Origin of the sequence: Mesorhizobium prunaredense (assembly GCF_900156895.1) — a bacterium.
In the GTDB taxonomy this organism is placed as follows: Bacteria; Pseudomonadota; Alphaproteobacteria; order Rhizobiales; family Rhizobiaceae; genus Mesorhizobium; species Mesorhizobium prunaredense.
In genome coordinates this window covers 344461-363216 of the sequence record NZ_FTPD01000067.1, presented here as the reverse complement: position 1 = coordinate 363216, position 18756 = coordinate 344461, and the positions used below count along the sequence as shown (strand labels likewise).

The window sequence follows — 18756 nt, the reverse complement described above, 5'->3', positions numbered from 1 at the left end:
GCGTTGTGGAATCAATGCTTGAGCACCTACACCGAGTTGCGGCTGCAACGTCAAGTTGCTGGTAAGAGATCATTTACCTTCACTAAAGAAATATTAATCCGCCCGTCGCTCTGAAATACGCGAAACTATACTGTGGCAACCTTCAAACATGCGGGGGTGAACCATGGCTACCAAGCTTGCCTTGCCGTCGATAAGCTACAAACAGCCGCTCTTCGCACGCGAGGAGTTGGTTAGGCGCTGGGGGGATCGGCATCATTTCGTCCGGTCCGCAAGCGAACTTGAGGCATTCATCAATATCGTCTCGCGCCGAAAGGAATTCAGGTCGATGGAAGTCGATCGAAAGCTGGCGATGGAGGCTCTCGATTTCTACAACAAGGTCGTGGCCGATGGCCGTTACATCTGGCAGTTGCGCGATCGCGGTGAGGAGGTGGCCAAGGAGCTGGGCGTCAAGGTCTCCAGGAAAGCACTCGATGTCGTCGTCGGCGCAGCCAGCATCACGATGCCTGCCGAGATGGGCAATGACGTGACGATTGTCGTGGCGGTGGTGATCGTCATTGCTTGCGCGGCCAAGCCCGGAGACATCCGTGAAATTATCATAGATCATTCGCAGGCCGTCGAATTGAAGATGTAGCGGGCGATGTTCGTTGCTCGCAGCCCGCGCGTCGCACTCGCCGCCCTGCCTTGGGCTGATGTGTCCGAGCCAAGCCTTGGCTTGTCGATCCTCAAGGGGCAGTTGGCACGCGACGGCATAGAAAGCCGCGTTTTTCATCTTTACCTCGACATGCTCCGCACGATGACGGCGGAAACCTACCGCTTCTTCTCGGAAGAGTGGGGCCTGAACGAATTCTTGTTCACAGGCGTATTGCAGGAAACCCTCAGCAACGATCAGTACGATGAGTTGCTAAGGCTCTCGGAAGGGTTGAGCCAGCGGCACTCGCGTTACCGCGAGCCACTGGAGGTGGCTGAAGCCGTGCTACGCATTCGCGAGAAGATCGTGCCTGATTTTCTCAACCATGCGCTGCAGAAGATCCTCGCCATCAATCCGACAATGGTGGGACTGACCTGCATGTTCGATCAGACGGTCGCCTCCATCGCACTGGCGCGGTTAATCAAGACCGCGCGGCCGGAAGTTCTGGTGGTGCTCGGTGGTTATGCGCTCGAAGGTCCGCCAGGCGATGTCGTGTTGCGTGCCTTTCCGTGGATCGACGCGGTCGTGCGTGGCGACGGAGAACCGGTGGTGGCGGCCTTGGCGCGCGCCTCGGTGACGCCCGGCGATGAACGGCCGAAGATTGCCGGGGTCACATGGTCTTGCGCGAATGGCTACCGCGTCAGTCTGCCGGCGGATATTGGCATCATCGAGGAAAGTCCGGACCCCGTATATGATGATTGGTTCGCCGACATCACCGAACTGAGGGCCGAAGCCGAGGTCGAAGTCAGGACCAAGCTTCTGCCGGTCGAGGCCTCGCGTGGCTGCTGGTGGGGCCAGAAGCACCATTGCGTGTTCTGCGGCATCGATGAAAAGGCTCTGAAATACCGCATGAAATCGCGCGCCGCGGTGGTCGATATGCTCGGCCGCATGCACGCCAGATATGGCGCGATGAAGTATCGCTTTTCCGACTATATCATGTCGCGCGAGCTGGTTGCTGCCTTGCCTGAGCTTGCCGAGCATACGCCACGGTTTGAACTGTCGAGCGAGATCAAGGCCAACCAGACACCCGAGCGCATGGAGGCAATGGCGCGCGCCGGCTTCGTCGAACTGCAGCCGGGCATCGAATCCTTCTCAAGCCGCATTCTGCGGCTGATGGACAAGGGCGTTACCTCTGCCGCCAATGTCACGACGATCAAGAACGGCTGCCTGCGCCGGGTAATCATCCACTACAATCTGCTGTTCAATATCCCGGGCGAGACTGTGGAGGACTATGCCAACGTCCTCAAGATGATCCCGAGGATCTATCATCTGATCCCGCCCGTCAGCCGGTCGGAAGCATTTGTAACACGGTTTGCGCCCCTGCATTCGAATCCGAAGCGATTTGGATATGAAGGAGAGATCGTCCATCACGACTGCTACAAAATCCTCTTCTCTGGCGAGTACAAGACGGAGAACGGGATAAACCTCAACGACTATGCCTATTATTTCCGTTCATACGTGCACCCACCCGAAGAGTTGGCGCAGGCGCACTCACTGCTGGTGCGGCAGGTGAACCATTGGAAGCGGCAATTTCGCGAGCGCCACGTTTGGCTCGACTATGAGGAACGCGACGGGACTATCTATGTGTCGGATACCCGCTTTTCCGCGGACGAGACCGTCGTCGCGCTCGACGGCTGGCAGCGCGCCGTGTTCCTGGCATTCGCGTCGCAGCCAAGATCGGTCGGCAATGTCGCGCAGGAGCTTGGCTGCAGCGAACGCGACATCGCCGACCTGGTCGAGGAGATGGAGCCTTACCGCTTGTTCTGGCGTGACGAGAATTTGATCCTCAACGTCGCGCTGCCGAAGCAGGAAAGCCGCGCCAACCTGGCGGCGCGCTGGCACGAAGGCTGGCCATCGATCTGGTGCTGATACGGCCACCTCGCCACTACGGTTCGCTAGCGGCTAATCCGCCATCGTCTCCAAGCCGGCAAACCCCTGCGGTGTGTCCTTCATCGAATAGCGTCATCGCCTGGCAAGCAGGAAGTCGATGAAGACACGCAAGGCCGGCGGAACCTGCCGGGAGCTTGTATGATAGAGGTAAAAGCCCGGAAATCTGGGCGACCAGGCTTCGAGAAAACGGATGAGCTTGCCGGTTTCGATCCACGGCCGAACCTGGCAATCCAGCATGTAAGCCACGCCGATCCCATCCAGGGCCGCCCTGATCATCAGTTCCGTGTCGTTGACAGTCAGACCGCCGTTCACGGCTATTTCCAAAGCGCGTTGGCCTCGCGCGAACTCCCATCGATAGATGTTGCCGCCACCGGGCCACTGGAAACTGATGCATTGGTGATGGTGCAGGTCGGCGGGATGACGGGGCATGGGGTGATCCTCGAGATAGCTGGGCGCCGCCACCGCAGCCATCTCCAGCTCGTCGCTGAGTTTCACCGCCACCATGTCCTTATGCAGCCGCTCACCAAGCCTGATTCCGGCATCGAATCGTCCCTCGACAATATCGGTCAGCATGTCGTCGACGATAATGGTGAGGGCAATATCGGGATAGGCGCGGCGGAAATCGCCGAGCATGGGCACGATGAACCGCATGGCGGCGATGCGTGGAACGTTGATGCGCAGCGAACCTGCCGGTCGATCGCGTGATGCATGCGCGTCGGCGACAGCCCCTTCGAGTTCGCTGAATGCCGGAGCGAGGCGAGCAAACAGCGTTTCGCCTGCAGCGGTCGGCGACACGCTGCGGGTCGTGCGGTTGAGCAGCCGGACACCGACACGCTCCTCCAGCCCGCGTATCGTCTGGCTGAGCGCCGGCGGCGAAATCCTGAGCCTGGCCGCGGCGCGGACAAAGCTGCCTTCCTCGACGATCGTCGCGAACGCCTTCAGCTCGGAAAACTCGGTCCCTCGCATTATGTACCCCAGACTTAACAAGCCTGTTCGATCATAGGCTATTATCTGAGCAATAGCATGCCCCTAACTTCAACATGGAACCGCCGGCTGATTTGGAACGGCCGTAGCCAGACGAGAAAGGGACAGCTATGTATCATTCGCTTGAAGGCAAAATCGCGCTCGTGACCGGCAGTTCGCGCGGCATCGGACGCGCCGGCGCCGAGGGGCTCGCGACACACGGGGCGGCCGTGGTCGTCAACTATGTCGGCAACGAGAACGCCGCTCAGGAAGCCGTTGCCGCCATCCGCGAGAATGGCGGAGAGGCGGTCGCCATTCGGGCCGATATCTCCAGTGTTTCCGACATCCGCCGGCTGTTCGACGAAACCGAAAAGCAGATGGGGGCACTTGACATCGTTGTCGCCAATGTCGGCGTCGCAGTCATAAAACCGCTGGTCGAGGCCACCGAAGCCGACTTCGACCACGTCTTCGGCGCCAATGCCAAAGGCACCTTCTTCACGCTTCAGGAAGCGGTGCGCCGGGTGCGCGACGGTGGCCGTATCATCGCGGTTTCCACCGGTGGAACCAAGATGTTCTTCACCCAGACCGCCCTCTATCTCGGCAGCAAAGGAGCCGTCGAGCAGTTCGTCCGCGTCCTCTCGCGCGAGCTCGGACCGCGCTCCGTCACCGTGAATGCGCTTTCGCCGGGCTTTACCGACACCGATCTGCTGCCGGAGCGGGACCGGGCCGTGGCCGCCGGCATGTCGCCCTTCGGCAGGATCGGAGCGCCGCGCGACGTCGCCGATGTCGCGGTTTTCCTCGCCTCCGACGAGGCCCGCTGGGTGACTGGTGAGAACATCCAGGCCGGCGGCGGCGTGGCCTGACCGACCGCAGCCTATGCCCCAAACCCACAAACGTCGTTCAGTGCGACGGCAAAAGCCGAGATCGAGATCGATCTCTGGTTACGGCAACCCGAGAACTATGTCGCCGCACTCAAACTCGTCGCAAAGCCCCGAAGCAACGAGAATGACCCCAGAGCGGACGTCCGCCCGATTTCGACCGGGAGAATGATCGCGCTATGTTTGCGAATCCCCGGAGACAGCACTTCGGAACTGGTGCCGCAGCGTAGGCTTATGCACTTTGCCGACCGCGCTGCGGGGCAGAGCTTCCACGAACATCGCCGTGCGCGGAACCTTGTAGCGCGCCAAGGCGGTGGCGCAGTGTGCCAGCAACTCGGCCTCTGTGACCGCCGCACCATTCTTTCTCACAACGATGGCGCAGCCCACCTCGCCCCAGCGCGAATCGGGCACACCTATCACTGCCGCCTCGGCCACCTCAGGATGGCTGTAGAGAACATTTTCGACTTCGGCCGGATAGACGTTCTCGCCACCAGAGACGTACATGTCCTTCCAGCGATCGACGATCGTGACAAAACCCTCCTCGTCGACCCGCACGGCATCGCCGGTGCGCAACCAGCCGCCTTCGGCGAAGGCGGCGCGCGTCGCTTCCGGCTGGTTCCAATAGCCCGGCGTGACGGCGGGACCACGGACCCAGAGCTCGCCGACCTCGCCCGGGGCGGCATCACGCGCCGCATCGGCCATCACGCGCACTTCGACATGCATGACGGGCTTTCCGGCCGAGTCCACCTTGCGCGCAGCATCTGCCGCCTCGAGGTTGAGGATCAGCGGACCTGTCTCGGTCATGCCGTAGTTCTGTCTGAGTACTACACCTTTGCGCCGCCAGGTTTCGAGGAGCGGGACGGGAACGGGTGCCGCGCCGACGAAGGCACCCACGACGTGGGAGAGGTCAGCCGTGGCGAAATCCGCGTGCGCCGCCATGGCCTGGTAATGCGCCGGCACGCCGTGCAGATGCGTCACGCCAAGCATGGGATCGGCCAGCTGGCGCAGCGCCTCGCCGGCCTCGAAGCGCCGTGTCACCGCGACAGTGCCGCCGGCATAGAAGGTGGGATTTGCGTAGATGTTGAGGCCAGCCGCATGAAATAACGGCAGGACGCAGAGCAGCACGGTCTGCGGCGACAGCACGGCCACGCCAATGCAGTTCACTGCGTTCCAGAAGTTCATGCCGTGGGTCGCGATGGAGCCCTTGGCCACGCCTGTCGTACCGGAGGTATAGAGTATCGTGCAGACGTCGTCATGCATCAGCCGGTGCGGCGCTGCGAGCGGCTTCGCCGCGGCGATGGCGCGCTCGTAGGGGCTCTCTGGACCGCGCAGCAGGCGATGCACGATCCCGTGGCGGCGCGTCAGCTCATCGGCGACACCGGCAAGCTCGGGGTCGTAAATGAGCACAGCGGGCGTGCAATCGGCGACAATGGCATCCAGTTCGGGAAGCGCCAGCCGCCAGTTGAGCGGGACAAAAATGGCGCCGAGACGGAAGCAGGCGAATTGTAGCTCGAACGTGTCTGTCGAATTGTGCGCCAGCAGCGCTACGCGCACGCCGGGCGAGACGGCGCAGGCCTCCTGCAGGTGCCGCGCCAGGGTCGCGATGCGCCGATCAAACACGCGGTAGGTGAGGCGGCGGCCGTCTTCCAGATTTACCGCCGCGACCGCCTCCGGCCGACGGGCGGCATGATGGGCGATCCAGTCATAGTGGCATGTGGACATTCTGGTCTATGTTGCACATGGGCTTGGGTTCGACAACGTGTCTGCATTTAGCACTTCCGCGACATGGAGGCAGTCGTGAAGAAGAAGCATCTTCAAATCGAAAGCAGACCTCCGTACGCGGCCGGCCGTGCAGTTCACGACCTAACGACACCTCAATCCGCCATCGTCTCCAGGCTGGCAAACCCTTGTGGCGCATCGCCTTCATCGAACGGCGTCGTCACCTCGACGAACGTGTCGGGATAAAAGCCGTTGAACCGTGTCCTCAGCGACAGCGAATAGGCGCCGATATGGCCGATCTCGATCCAGTCGCCGGTATCGACCGTTTCCGGCAGCCAGAACGGCCGCGACAGGATGTCGACGGAATCGCAGGTCGCGCCGCACACCTTGAACGGCACGATGGTCTTCTCCTCGCCATTGCGCGAGCGGATCGCCGGGTCTGGAATGAAGCGCGCCGGCAGCGTGATCTTGCCGGTCCATGAATCCGACAGCGACGCCCAGATGCCGTCATTGATGTAGAGCCGCTTGCCCTTGCGCAGCAGCACGCGCACGATCAGCGACAGGCAGCGCGCCACGATCACCCTGCCCGGCTCCGCCACCAGCGGCATCTGGTCGAACTGGTATTCCTTGAGGTCGCCCGACAGCCGCGACATGATCTGGCCGAGCGACGGCATTTCGATCTGCTTGCGGTTGGGATCATGGCCGTATTCGGCGGGAAAACCGCCACCTACGTCGAGGCCGGCAATGTCGAAGCTGACGCGGTTGCGCACCCAGTCGGCCGAGGCCAGCGCCCGCTCATAGGTGTCGGGATCCTCGATCTGGCTGCCGACATGAAAGCACAAGCCGACCTTGTAGCCGGTCCGGTTCAGCCGTTCGGCCAGATCGACCGCATTGGCCGGTCCGGCGCCAAATTTCTTCGACAGTTCGTAGGCGGCCGATCCTTTCGTCTGGATGCGCACGAACACGGTGATCGCACCCGGATCGATATCGAGCGCCCGCACCACGCGGGTCAGCTTGGTGATCTCGTCCTCGTGGTCGAGCGAGATGACCCGGATGCCATATTTCTCCAGCGCCAGCTTGATGTCCGACTGTGCCTTGACCGGATGCATGTAGAGCATCTCGGCGTCCGGCGAGACCGCGCGCACGGCGGCGAATTCGCCGGGCGAGGCCACGTCGAAAGCGCCGACGCCGGCCTCGACCAGCGCCTTCAGCACGATCTGCTCGCCGTTGGTCTTGACCGCATAGGCGGTCTTGCCGGGAAACATGCCCATGAACTGCCTGGCGTCCGCCTTCAGCACCTGTGGGCGAAAGCAATAGATTGGATCGTCCGGGCGAAGCGCCAGCGCCGCTTCGCGCGCATTTTCGAATTGCTGCATGGACGAATCCCTTGGCTTAGACTGCGCACAATTAATCCAACCTATGCGGGAATGAAAACAATTCTGTGTCTCGCACCCCTGACGCTGCGGCGCTACGGCAGATGATGGAATGCTAGCCCACTGATCTGGTTTCGGGTGGCCCTTGCCGTCGAACAGGATATGGCCTGAACAGACGCCTGATTGGCTTGGCATTCAGAGCCATCCGGGAGGATTATCCATGGCGGTCACAACGACGACGGCAATGCGCGGCCCCATGGTCTTGAAAGACTGGGCGCAGCTTCTGCTGCTCGGTGCGATTTGGGGTGGCTCGTTCTTCTTCGCCCGCATTGCGGTTGCCGAGGTTCCGCCGCTGGTGCTGGTGCTGTTTCGCGTCGCCATCGCGGCGCTGGCGCTGCATCTCTATCTCGGCCTGCGCGGTCCGTCCTTCCGCCTCGCCTTGCCGCAAGCCGGCCTGTTCTTTCTGCTGGCGCTCGTCAACAACGTCATTCCGTTCTCGCTGATCTTTGCCGGCCAGACCGAGCTTGGCGCCGGTGTCGCCTCGGTGCTCAATTCGACGACGCCGTTCTGGACGTTGATCCTCGCCAACGCGTTGACATCAGACGAAAAACTCTCCTGGAACAAGCTTGCCGGGATCGCGCTCGGCATCGTCGGCACTGCGGTGATGATCGGTCCGGGCCTGCTTGCCGGGCTGGGCGGGCCGGTCTGGGCGAAATTCGCGCTGGTCGGCGCCTCGCTGTCCTATGCGGTGGCCCTGATGATCGCCCGGCGCTTCAAGGGTGTGCCGTCACCGGTCATCGCCACTGGACAATTGACCGCCTCGACCATCATCATGATCCCGATCGTGCTGCTTGGCCACGGCACTGCCAACCTGTTTTCGGCCTCGCCGCCGGTCTGGGCGGCAGTGTTTGCGCTGGCCCTTTTGTCCACCGCCTTCGCCTACATCCTCTATTTCAACCTCGTCGCCTCGGCCGGCGCCACCAACGCCTCGCTGGTCACGCTCATCGTGCCGGCCAGCGCGATCCTGCTCGGCTTTCTGTTCCTGGGCGAACGGCTCGAATTGTTCGAACTCGGCGGCATGGCGCTGATCGCGCTCGGCCTCGTCACCATCGACGGCCGCCTGTTCGGCCGACGCTAATGCCTGTCGCGGATAACGACATGCATCAGAACCCCAGGCGCGTCGCTTCCCAGGCGCGACACGCTTGAGAGCTTCGCATCCGATCGGCGCGCACGACGCTCCAACTGGTCGAATCTTCGCATCGACCCGAAATCGATTCCGACTTTCGGCGACGGTAGCGCGGCCATCTCTATCCTCGCCCCAGCTTCGTCACATTTTGTGCACAGGGCCGAAGCGGGATTTTGACGAAGAATTTCAATGCCTAACGGCAAATGGCCTGTCGTAAATTCCACAATGTCGTCGCATTGCAGCATAGTTTCCGCTTGCCTGTGGCAGAAATGCCCCTAGACTCTGGCCATAGCTCTTTAAGAGGAGGCTATGACATGGGACTCACGAGGCCAATTAACGCATTGATGATTTGTGCTGCATTTGCATTCATCGGGGCGCTGATTATGGGCTTTCTTCCATAGACCCGCCAAGCAACGGAAGATCAGCACAAAATAGTCCAAGTCATTGAAAAGGCCGGGTTTTTACCCGGCCTTTTTGCATCCCAGATTTGCCAGGGACTTACGCCGCGGCGGACCCCGCGGCTTCGGCCTCATGCGAGCGGATGCCGATCATGTGGCAGACGGCGAAGACCAGATCGGCGCGGTTCATGGTGTAGAAATGAAAATCGCCGACGCCGCGCTCGACAAGGTCCAGCACCTGCTCGGCCGCCACCGCGGACGCCACCAGCGCATGCGTCTGCGGGTCGGTCTGCAGCCCGTCGAAGCGCTCGGCCATCCATGCCGGCACCAGCGCGCCGCAACGCGCCGAGAAGTTGGCGACCTGGGTAAAATTGTGGACCGGCAATATGCCCGGGACGATCGGTATGTAGATGCCGGCCCGCCGCGCCCGCTCGACATAGCGCTCGTAGAGGTCATTGTCGAAGAAGAACTGGGTGATCGCCCGCGTCGCGCCATTGTCGACCTTGCGCTTCAGCATATCGATATCGGTGGCGAAGTCCGGGCTCTCCGGATGCTTTTCCGGATAGGCGGAGACCGAGATGTCGAAATCGCCGACACCTTTCAGCGCCCCCACCAGTTCGGCGCCATTGGCATAGCCGTCCGGATGCGGACGGTAGGCGGCGCCGACGCCCTCGGCCGGATCGCCGCGCAGGGCGACGAAGCGGGTGACACCCATGTCGGCGAATTCCTGAATGACTTCATCGACCTCGTGACGCGCCGCATCGACGCACGTCATGTGCGCCGCCGGTGTCAGCGCCGTTTCGTTGAGGATGCGCTTGACCGTGCGCGCCGTGCGCTCGCGGGTCGAGCCGCCGGCGCCATAGGTGACGGAGACGAATTTCGGCTTGAGCGGCTGCAGCCGGGTAACGGTGTCCCACAGCCTTGCTTCCATCTCGTCGCTCTTCGGCGGGAAGAACTCGAACGAAACCCTGATCTTGTCGCCAATGTCAGGGCGGCGGGAAAAGCGGAACTGGTTCATCAGGCGGTTTCCCCTATCGGATAGACATTGGCCGGTTGTGCGTGGTTGGAAGGATCGGCGATCAGCATGCGCTGGTCACGGCCGAGCCACAATTTTACGGTGAGCTTGGGCTCGTTGCCGGCGCGCGGCTCGAATTCCTGGCTCTCCTCGAGGTCGAGCCCGGCCTCGGAAAACCACTCGGTGATCTGCCGGTCGGAAAAGCCGAGCCGCACATGCGCGTGGGCGTCGCGCAGGAACTCCAGCGAATGCGGAGCGAAATCGACGATCACCAGCCGGCCTGCCGGACGTAGCAGCCTTGCTGCCTCGCGGATGGCGCGGGCAGGATCGTCGAGATAGTGCAGCACCTGGTGGATGGTGACGAGATCGAAGGCGTCGCGCTCGACCGGCGGCGCAAAAATGTCGCCCTGGCGCACCTGCGCATTGGAAATGCCGGCCTTGTCGAGGTTGGCGCGCGCCACCGTCAGCATCTCGCGCGACATGTCGATGCCGATGCCGCGCCGGTAGAGCGGCGAAAAGATCTCGAGCAGCCGCCCGGTGCCGGTGCCAAGGTCGAGCATCGACTGGAACGGCCGCTTGCCGACGAGCTTGAGCAGCGCTGCCTCCACGGCGCGGTCAGGCACATGCAGCGAGCGGATGTGATCCCAGCTTGCGGCATTTACCGAGAAATATTCGGCGGCGCGATCCTGCCGCTTGCGCTTGACCGCCGCCAACCGCTCGAGGTCACGCTCGACCTGCGGATCGGCGCCCCGGATACCGGAGACCAGCCTGAGCACGAAGTCCCGCGCCGCATCCGTATCCGACAGCCGGAAGAAGGCCCATGAGCCCTCCTGATAGCGGCCGATCAGCCCCGCCTCCAGCAAAAGCTTCAGGTGGCGCGAGACGCGCGGCTGCGACTGGCCGAGGATTTCGGTGAGATCGGAAACGGTGAGATCGCCGCGCGACAGCAACGCCAGGATGCGCAACCGGCTGGATTCGGCCGCCGCCTTCAATGTATCTACCATGGTGTCGAGCGCGACGTGCATGCGAGCATTCTCTTTGAAAAAGATATAAACATATGTTTATGTCGATTTTGATGGGCTTGCAAGCGCTATGTCGCTTCCGGACAAGAAAATGACGCATGCGTGGCGGATCGCGCACAGCCGGAAGCAGGATCGGGGCGAAAACCATGTTCGAAACGCGCAGCGGCGAAAAGCTTCTGGAAACTGATCCCGCCGATATGCCGCCGGACGGCCATGTCGTCTTCATCGGCCGCATCGCCTCGCCCTGGACCACGCGGGAAACTTGCCCCAAGAACATGAAAGCCGCGCGGGAAACCGGACAGCCGGCGGTTCTCACGATCGACCTGCCCTATCGCGAGGGCCTGCTCGGGCTTGAACGCGCCAGCCACGTCATCATCCTGTCCTGGCTGCACCACGCACCGCGGACCCTGATTGTTCAGAAACCCCGCCATGCGGCTGAACCGAAGGGCGTTTTTTCGCTGCGCTCCCCGGCCCGGCCGAACCCGGTCGGGTTGCATATCGCCAGGCTCGTCGCCCTCGACATCGACACGGGCCGTATCGATCTCGATGCCATCGACCTGCTCGACGGCACGCCGGTGATCGACATCAAGCCTTATTTCGCTTCGACCGATGCCTTTGCCGACGCGACCTTTGCCGGGCGGGACGAGCCCGGACAGGTCGTGCCAGGACAGGTCGTGCGATGAGCGCGCCGACCGGCCGCCGCCGCGCCATCGCCAAGGCGCTGACAGCGCTTTTGCCGCTGGCGCCCTATGCCGACATGGAAAAGATCCGCGCCGACGCCGGCGCGGTGCATATGAAGAGCTTGCCGCCGAGCATTGCCGTATGGCTGGCGACAATAGCCCACATCCGTCATGTGCACACCGACTACGAGAAACTGCTGGCCGAAGGCTACGACCGCGACTCGGCGCGTTTCTTCGTCATGGAACAGACCAACATGGTGCTGACCCGCTGGCGCGCCACACGTCTGCTCGAGGATGACGGCGAGGAATAACCAGATACCCGATGGCTCATCCACAACCCCGGCCTGTGTCTTGTACCACCCGCCGTGCCGCTCTATCCCGCTATCTGATTGGCGAAAAACGACCTGACGGAGGACGTGATGAGCAACTTGATCGATCCGCACGCCAAACCACTGCCCTCGCTCTCCGCCCGTCACATAGACCCGCACTCCTACCCGGATGGTGTTGCCTTCCTGCACGGGCAGTATCTGCCGATGTCGCAAGCCAAGATCTCGGTGCTGGATTGGGGCTTCCTGCATTCCGACGCCACCTACGACACGGTGCATGTCTGGGGCGGTCGCTTCTTCCGCCTCGACCTGCATCTCGATCGCTTCTTCGGCGGGCTGGAAAAGCTGCGCATGACGATCCCGTTCGACCGCGATGGCGTCGCCGAGATCCTCCACAACTGCGTGGCGCTGTCGGGTCATCGCGCCGCTTATGTCGAGATGCTGTGCACGCGCGGCGCCTCGCCGACCTTCAGCCGCGACCCGCGCGACGCGGTCAACCGCTTCATGGCGTTCGCCGTTCCCTTCGGCTCGGTTGCCGATGCCGAGCAATTGCAGCGCGGCCTGCATGTGGCGATCAGCGACAAGGTGCGCATCCCACCAGCCTCGATCGACCCGACAATCAAGAACTACCACTGGCTCGACCTGGTGCGAGGCCTCTACGACGCCTATGACCGCGGCGCCGAGACCGCACTGCTCCTCGATTTCAACGGCAATGTCGCGGAAGGCCCCGGCTTCAACGTCTTTTGCGTGGATGACGGCAAACTGTCGACGCCGGCTGTCGGCGTGCTGCCAGGCATCACCCGCCGCACCGTCTTCGATCTCGGCGCGGAGGCAGGGCTTGCCGTTGCAGCGGCCGATGTCAGCGTCGCTGCGCTGCGTCAGTCCGATGAGGTCTTCATCACCTCGACCGCCGGCGGCATCATGCCGGTAACGATGATCGACGGTATTCCGGTCGCGGACGGCAAGGTCGGCGCGATTACCAGTCGCCTCATGGCGATCTATTGGCGAAAGCACGAAGACCCGGCCTGGTCGAGCCCGGTGCGCTATCCCTGACCATTCCCTGGCCTCAGGCCCGGTAAATCCACTGCTCGGGCACACGCACCGATCAGAGCATGCGCAACAGCGCCCCGCCGATCGAGTAGCCGGCGCCGAAGGCGCAGAGCAGGCCATAGTCGCCGGCGTTCATGTCGGCGTGGTTTTCCGACAAGGCGACGACCGCACCGGCGCCGGCGGTGTTGCCGAGGCGCTCCAGCACCATCGGCGCGCGGTCATGGCCGACCTCGTGGCCGAACGACAGCTTCAGGATCATGGCGTTCATCCGGGCATTGGCCTGATGCAGCCAGAAGCGCCGGATCGCTTGCGGCGTCAGCCCGTGCTCGGCCAGGAACTCGACGATGAACTTGTGCCCGGCGACGGTGACTTCCTTGAACACCTTGTTGCCGACCTGCTTGATCAGGTTGCCTTCCAGGTTGATCATATACGGATCGTCCTGGGCGGTGCGCGTGTAATAGCCGAGATTGGTGCGGATGTTGTTGGACATCTGCGTCCAGGTCCGGGTGTCGAGCACCTCGAAACGTCCCGGCCGCTTGTCGCCCTGGGCAAGCCCCTCGACGACCATCGAGACCGAAGCATCGCCGAAGATGAAATGCGTCTGCCGGTCGCGGAAGTTGAGATGGCCGGTGATGATCTCGGGCGTCGTCACCAGCACGCGCCTGTGTGCGCCCGCCCGCACCAGATTGACCGCGATATGCAATGCCGCCGCCGCCGACGAGCAGCCAAGGCCCATGTCGAAACCGGCGCCCTTCGTGCCCATCGCCTGCTGCATCTCGATGGCGATCGCCGGATAGGGCCGCTGGTGATGTGAGGCCGAGCAGATTACCAGGTCGATATCAGGTGGTTCCAGGCCGGCATGGTCGAGCGCTTTCCTGGCCGATGCGATGCCGAACTCGGCTTCCAGCGACAGCGCATCGTCCGGCCGCGCCGGAATGCGCGGCGCCATGCGGGTCGGGTCGAGAATGCCTTCCCGCTCGATCACATGGCGCGTCTGCACGCCCGAAGCATGGACGATGAAGGCGCTGTCCGATTTCTGCAGCAGCGTCTCACCCGAAGCCTGGCGGCGGACATTCTCCATCTCGACCCAGGCATTGAAGCTGTCGACCAATTCCTCATTGGTGATCGAAGGTTCGGGGATTTCAACGCCGATGCCGCTGATGATGACGCGATGCATTTTCAGTTCGTCCCCATGCGCAGGCGCTGCGGCTTGATGTGGGCGCCGCGAGAGTTCGGCGCAACATTATTCGCATCAAGCTAGTTTAAGCCGGCTTAAATCAAGGGCCTGAGGCAAAAGACCACAACCTTGCGTGGCTGAAATGCGCATTGTGGCGAAACCGAATCAAGCGCAGCAGTGCGTCTCGGTGTGGCCAATCGTTTCTAGGCAGCGCGCCGTGCGACGATGAAAAGGCGCGGGAAACGCAGCAGCACCTTGCCGTTCGCCGTCTTCGGATAGGATTCGGTTATCCCAGCGGTGTAGCGCGTGAGAAAAAACCGTCGCTCGTCCGCGTCGAGCGGATCGAGGAACGGCTTCAGCCCCGTCGACTTCAGCCACTCGACGATTGCCCCGGCATCGGCCAGCGGATGATTGTAGGCGGTGTGCCAGATGTCGAGCCGGTCCGAGAACGGCGACAAAAGATCGTAGTAGAACGACACCGGCGGCAGCGGCCCGCCCGCAGCACCCCTAAGCTTTTCGGCAAACGGCATTTCGGCCGCCGTCTCGCGCATCAGCCGGTGCGACGGCTCGCCCATATTGTCCGGCATCTGCACGGCAAGCGCGCCGCCGGGCGCCAGAAATCCCATCAGCCGCTGGAAGATCGCCGGATGCTCGGGCAGCCACTGGAACACTGCATTGGCAAAGATCACGTCGACCGGCTGTTCGGGCTGCCACGCCGCCGCATCGGCCAGTTCGAAGGTTACTTCAGGCAGACGCGCCCTCGCTTTCTCGATCATGTCAGGCGAGGTGTCGAAGCCGCTGACCTGCGCGCTCGGCCAGCGCTCGACCAGCAATTGCGTCGAATTGCCCGGCCCGCAGCCGATATCGACCACCCGGCGCGGCGCCGCCACCGGCAGCTGCGCGACGAGATCGCGCGCCGCACGCGTGCGCTCGTCCTCGAATTTGAGATATTGGGCGGCGGACCAGTCGGGTTTTGCTTTTGCGGCAGTGCTGTTCATCGATAGACCTCGCGACGGTTGCCGACCTCCACAACGAGCACGACAAACCGGCTATCCTCGAATTGGGCAATGATTCTGTAGTCGCCGACGCGAAAACGCCAAGCCTCTTGCTTGGTCGCGGTCAGGCGCTTGGCAAGTGCCTTTGGATTGGGGTGCTCCGAAACTCTTTGATGCAGGAACTCGAGGATGCGCCGCTGATCTTTCGTTGAAAGCCGTTCGATATCCTTTTCGGCTTGCCGCGTGAACTCGACACGCCAAGTCATTCAGCGGCAGGTTTCTTGCGCCGTTCCGCTGCTTCGCGAAGCTCAAGCTTCCGGATCACTTCCTCCAGCGGAATGCGCGCCCCGTCGTCATCCTTCAGGCGTTCCTCGGCAATCCTGGCATCCTGCCAATCCTCGATTGTCTCGAGGATCGCTTCAACTGCAACCTGATCGACAGTACGGCCGCTGGCCCTGGCCATATCGGCCAGCAGCTTCTCGGCTTTTTGCGGCAATTTGACCGTGATCATGGCAACTCCATTCGATCAATTTAGGTCAAACGACGATCGCCTGCAATGGATCGAACCTTACCGCGTCAGCCGCTTGTACGTCATGCGGTGCGGATTGACGGCGTCGGGGCCGAGCCGGCGGATCTTGTCCTGCTCGTAATCCTCGAAATTGCCCTCGAACCACTCGACATGGCTGTCGCCTTCGAACGCCAGGATGTGCGTCGCCAGCCGGTCGAGGAACATGCGGTCGTGCGAGATGATGACGGCGCAGCCGGCGAAGTTTTCCAGCGCGTCTTCGAGCGCCGCCAGCGTTTCCGTATCGAGATCGTTGGTCGGTTCGTCGAGCAGCAGCACATTGCCGCCGGTCTTCAGCATCTTGGCAAGATGCACGCGGTTGCGCTGGCCGCCGGAAAGATTGCCGACCTTCTGCTGCTGATCGCCGCCGCGGAAATTGAACGAGGCGCAATAGGCGCGGGTGTTGGCCTCGAACTTGCCGAGCTTGACCACCTCGGCGCCGCCCGAGATTTCTTCCCAGACGGTCTTGGTCGGGTCGAGTGCATCGCGGCTCTGGTCGACGTAGCCGAGCTTGACCGTCTCGCCGACGCGGATCGCGCCGGCATCCGGCTTTTCCTGACCGGTGATCATGCGAAACAGCGTCGTCTTGCCGGCGCCGTTCGGGCCGATGACGCCGACGATGCCGCCGGGCGGCAGCTTGAATTCGAGATCGTCGATCAGCAGCGTGTCGCCGAAGCCCTTCGACAGGCCGTCGACCTCGATCACCACATTGCCGAGCCGCTCGCCATGCGGAATGACGATCTGGGTGTCGCTCGGACGCCGCTTGTCGGCCGCATCCAGCAGATCCTGGAACGCCTGGATGCGCGCTTTCGACTTGGTCTGCCGTGCCTTGGGGCTGGACTGGATCCACTCGCGCTCGCGGCCGATCGCCCGCTGGCGCGCGTCGTCCTCGCGGCCCTCCTGCTTGAGCCGCTTGGCCTTGGCTTCGAGATATTTGGTGTAGTTGCCCTCATAGGGAATGCCGCGGCCGCGGTCGAGCTCGAGGATCCAGCCGGTGACATTGTCGAGGAAGTAGCGATCGTGGGTGATGATCATCACCGCGCCGGGATAGGCGCGCAGATGCTTTTCCAGCCACGCCGTCGTCTCGGCGTCGAGATGGTTGGTCGGCTCGTCGAGCAGCAGAAGGTCGGGCTGGCGCAGCAGCAGTTGGCACAGTGCCACGCGGCGGCGCTCGCCGCCCGACAGCTTGGCGACGTCGGCTTCCTTGGGCGGGCAGCCCAGCGCTTCCATCGCCATCTCGACCTGCTGTTCGAGATCCCACAGGTTGAGCCGGTCCATCTCGTCCTGGAGCTTGGCCGACTCGTCGGCCGTCTCGTCGGAATAGTTCATCATCAATTCGTTGTAGCGTTCGATGATCGCGGTCTTGGCGGCGACGCCTTCCATGACGTTCTCGAACACGGTCTTGCTCGCATCGAGCGCCGGCTCCTGCGCCAGGTAGCCGACGGTGGCGCCTTCGGCCAACCACGCCTCGCCGCTCCACTCCTTGTCGATGCCGGCCATGATCTTGAGGATGGTCGACTTGCCGGCGCCGTTCGGCCCGAGGATGCCGATCTTGGCGTCCGGGTAGAAGGAGAGGTGGATATTCTCGAGCACCTTCTTGGTGCCATAGGCCTTGTTGAGGCCGGCCATGTGATAGATGAACTGGCGTGCCACGCGAGCTTTCCCTGAAAAGTCGACTGGAATGTCGGATTGAATGGAAGTTGCGCGCTATGTAGGCGATGCGGCGCCGAACGGCAAACTGTTTTGGCATTTCGGATCTGTCTTCGGGCCGAGAGGGGCTCGGCGTGTTACTGGAACTCCACCGGATCGACGATGCCTTTCGGACAGCCGGCATTGTTCGTCGGCACTGATGCCAGCAACAGTTCATTGAGCGAAGAGTTCGGGCCGATCGGGCCAGTTAGGCCGAGCGTCAGCTCGTCGATCAGCCGCCGACCGCTCGAAGGATCCTTCACGCAGGAGACGCGAACCCGCTCGCCGGCACCGGGACCAAAGGCACTGTCGAAGGCGGCGCGGATCTGGTCGGAGGTCAGATCCCGGCCAATGTTTTGCGTGAAAAGATCACGCACCGATGACGCATTCACCGCACGCATCAGGTTCAGCGCATCGGAAAAATACGCCTGCTGGCTCTTGCCGTAACAGGTGCCATGCTTGATCCACTCATGCCTGTCGAGAGCGGATGCGGTGCCTGGCATCACCCGATCGAGCTCCGACCGCGTGTTCAGCTCAAGCTCGACCGGCGGCAGGTCCTGCCAGTGCGCCGGATTGTCGTTTGCCTTGTCGGCCGCTGCCACCTGGCAATAGAAATTTCCGTTCGGCTGCGGCCACAGCCCATGCAAGGTGAAATGCGTCGCCTCAAAACCGGCCGCGGTCTGCACCTTGCATTCGGTCTTGCCGGGCTTGGTTTCGCAAAACGCCGGCTGCCAGCTCAGTGCGAGGACATATTCGGGTTTTCGCGAAGCCGGCGCAGCAGGCTTCTCCTGGTCGGCCGGCACGGGTGCTGCCGGTTCCGTGGACGCACTGCCACCCGAAACATGGCCGCAATCGACCTTCACCCAGCGGCGCTCCGGATCGGCCCCGGGCACGCGGATCAGATAGTGCGTGGGAACATCCTTGTTGCCAGCCAGCAGCTCGTAGCTCCGTCCCGCATCGGTCGCGATATTGCCTGGGTTCTTGCCGCTCTTGATGGCCTGGGTGGCTGGACAGGTGGCGTCGGCGACGAAGGAGCCGCTCATCTTTACCTCGGCCCGCACAGCACCCGTCAGCGACGCGGCGGCAAGCGCCGATCCGAAAACAACACCTGTCAGCGTACGCATGGGTACTCTCCGGTTGAA

At 62.5% G+C, this 18756-nt stretch carries 18 protein-coding genes; 7 read left to right on the top strand and 11 right to left on the bottom strand.

What is annotated here, in order from left to right; genetic code table 11:
• The first annotated feature begins 163 nt into the window (after positions 1-163).
• Both BQ8794_RS31005 and BQ8794_RS31000 read left to right on the top strand, forming a co-directional pair.
• On the top strand, positions 164-631 hold the full coding sequence (locus BQ8794_RS31005; protein WP_077383132.1) for a hypothetical protein: 468 nt from the start codon (positions 164-166) through the stop codon (positions 629-631).
• Positions 632-637: 6 nt separating this feature from the next.
• Complete coding sequence (locus BQ8794_RS31000; RefSeq protein WP_077383129.1) at positions 638-2557, top strand: RiPP maturation radical SAM C-methyltransferase; 1920 nt, start codon at positions 638-640, stop codon at positions 2555-2557.
• Between the two features lie 93 nt (positions 2558-2650).
• Here BQ8794_RS31000 and BQ8794_RS30995 read toward each other — a convergent pair whose 3' ends face one another.
• Positions 2651-3544: a LysR family transcriptional regulator gene (locus BQ8794_RS30995; RefSeq protein ID WP_077383126.1), complete on the bottom strand. Its 894-nt coding sequence runs from the start codon at positions 3542-3544 to the stop codon at positions 2651-2653.
• A gap of 128 nt (positions 3545-3672) precedes the next feature.
• On the opposite strand from BQ8794_RS30995, the gene BQ8794_RS30990 reads away from it, so the two are divergent.
• Positions 3673-4404, top strand: coding sequence for an SDR family oxidoreductase (locus tag BQ8794_RS30990; protein WP_077383123.1), 732 nt, complete (start codon positions 3673-3675; stop codon positions 4402-4404).
• 192 nt (positions 4405-4596) lie between these two features.
• Here the strand turns inward: BQ8794_RS30990 and BQ8794_RS30985 are convergent, their stop codons facing one another.
• Together BQ8794_RS30985 and BQ8794_RS30980 are read right to left on the bottom strand one after the other, a co-directional pair.
• Positions 4597-6141 carry an acyl-CoA synthetase gene (locus tag BQ8794_RS30985; RefSeq protein ID WP_077383120.1) on the bottom strand — a complete coding sequence of 515 codons (1545 nt, stop codon included), beginning with the start codon at positions 6139-6141 and terminating at the stop codon, positions 4597-4599.
• A gap of 152 nt (positions 6142-6293) precedes the next feature.
• Positions 6294-7514 (bottom strand): alanine racemase, encoded by a 1221-nt coding sequence (locus BQ8794_RS30980; protein ID WP_077383117.1) that lies wholly within the window; start codon positions 7512-7514, stop codon positions 6294-6296.
• A 217-nt stretch (positions 7515-7731) separates the two neighbouring features.
• Here BQ8794_RS30980 and BQ8794_RS30975 point away from each other — a divergent pair, with 217 nt between their 5' ends.
• Entirely contained in the window at positions 7732-8649 is a 918-nt protein-coding gene (locus tag BQ8794_RS30975; RefSeq protein ID WP_077383114.1) for a DMT family transporter, read from the top strand.
• Positions 8650-9195: 546 nt separating this feature from the next.
• On the opposite strand, the gene metF is transcribed toward BQ8794_RS30975, so the two are convergent.
• Entirely contained in the window at positions 9196-10113 is a 918-nt protein-coding gene (gene metF / locus BQ8794_RS30965) for a methylenetetrahydrofolate reductase [NAD(P)H] (protein ID WP_077383108.1), read from the bottom strand.
• Positions 10113-11135 (bottom strand): ArsR/SmtB family transcription factor, encoded by a 1023-nt coding sequence (locus BQ8794_RS30960; protein ID WP_077383105.1) that lies wholly within the window; start codon positions 11133-11135, stop codon positions 10113-10115. The genes metF and BQ8794_RS30960 overlap by 1 nt, the downstream gene beginning before the upstream one ends.
• A 143-nt stretch (positions 11136-11278) precedes the next feature.
• On the opposite strand from BQ8794_RS30960, the gene tsaA reads away from it, so the two are divergent.
• The 3 genes from tsaA to BQ8794_RS30945 all read left to right on the top strand — a co-directional run bounded on the left by tsaA (position 11279) and on the right by BQ8794_RS30945 (position 13191).
• Positions 11279-11815, top strand: coding sequence for a tRNA (N6-threonylcarbamoyladenosine(37)-N6)-methyltransferase TrmO (gene tsaA, locus BQ8794_RS30955; RefSeq protein ID WP_167378906.1), 537 nt, complete (start codon positions 11279-11281; stop codon positions 11813-11815).
• Positions 11812-12123, top strand: a complete 312-nt coding sequence (locus tag BQ8794_RS30950) for a DUF2293 domain-containing protein (RefSeq protein WP_077383099.1) — start codon at positions 11812-11814, stop codon at positions 12121-12123. The genes tsaA and BQ8794_RS30950 overlap by 4 nt, the downstream gene beginning before the upstream one ends.
• 108 nt (positions 12124-12231) lie before the next feature.
• Positions 12232-13191, top strand: coding sequence for an aminotransferase class IV (locus BQ8794_RS30945; protein WP_077383525.1), 960 nt, complete (start codon positions 12232-12234; stop codon positions 13189-13191).
• 52 nt (positions 13192-13243) lie between these two features.
• On the opposite strand, the gene BQ8794_RS30940 is transcribed toward BQ8794_RS30945, so the two are convergent.
• The 6 genes from BQ8794_RS30940 to BQ8794_RS30915 all read right to left on the bottom strand — a co-directional run bounded on the left by BQ8794_RS30940 (position 13244) and on the right by BQ8794_RS30915 (position 18738).
• Complete coding sequence (locus tag BQ8794_RS30940) at positions 13244-14365, bottom strand: beta-ketoacyl-ACP synthase III (protein ID WP_077383095.1); 1122 nt, start codon at positions 14363-14365, stop codon at positions 13244-13246.
• 203 nt (positions 14366-14568) lie between these two features.
• Positions 14569-15363 (bottom strand): trans-aconitate 2-methyltransferase, encoded by a 795-nt coding sequence (gene tam / locus BQ8794_RS30935; protein ID WP_077383092.1) that lies wholly within the window; start codon positions 15361-15363, stop codon positions 14569-14571.
• Complete coding sequence (locus tag BQ8794_RS30930; RefSeq protein WP_077383090.1) at positions 15360-15626, bottom strand: type II toxin-antitoxin system RelE family toxin; 267 nt, start codon at positions 15624-15626, stop codon at positions 15360-15362. Before BQ8794_RS30930 ends, tam begins: the two co-directional genes overlap by 4 nt.
• Entirely contained in the window at positions 15623-15871 is a 249-nt protein-coding gene (locus BQ8794_RS30925; RefSeq protein ID WP_077383087.1) for a DUF6290 family protein, read from the bottom strand. The genes BQ8794_RS30930 and BQ8794_RS30925 overlap by 4 nt, the downstream gene beginning before the upstream one ends.
• A 57-nt stretch (positions 15872-15928) precedes the next feature.
• The gene (ettA, locus tag BQ8794_RS30920) at positions 15929-17578 is read right to left on the bottom strand and encodes an energy-dependent translational throttle protein EttA (protein ID WP_077383084.1); all 1650 of its coding nucleotides are present in this window, start codon (positions 17576-17578) and stop codon (positions 15929-15931) included.
• Between the two features lie 134 nt (positions 17579-17712).
• Positions 17713-18738 (bottom strand): ribonuclease T2 family protein, encoded by a 1026-nt coding sequence (locus tag BQ8794_RS30915; protein ID WP_077383081.1) that lies wholly within the window; start codon positions 18736-18738, stop codon positions 17713-17715.
• Between the last annotated feature and the right edge of the window lie 18 nt (positions 18739-18756).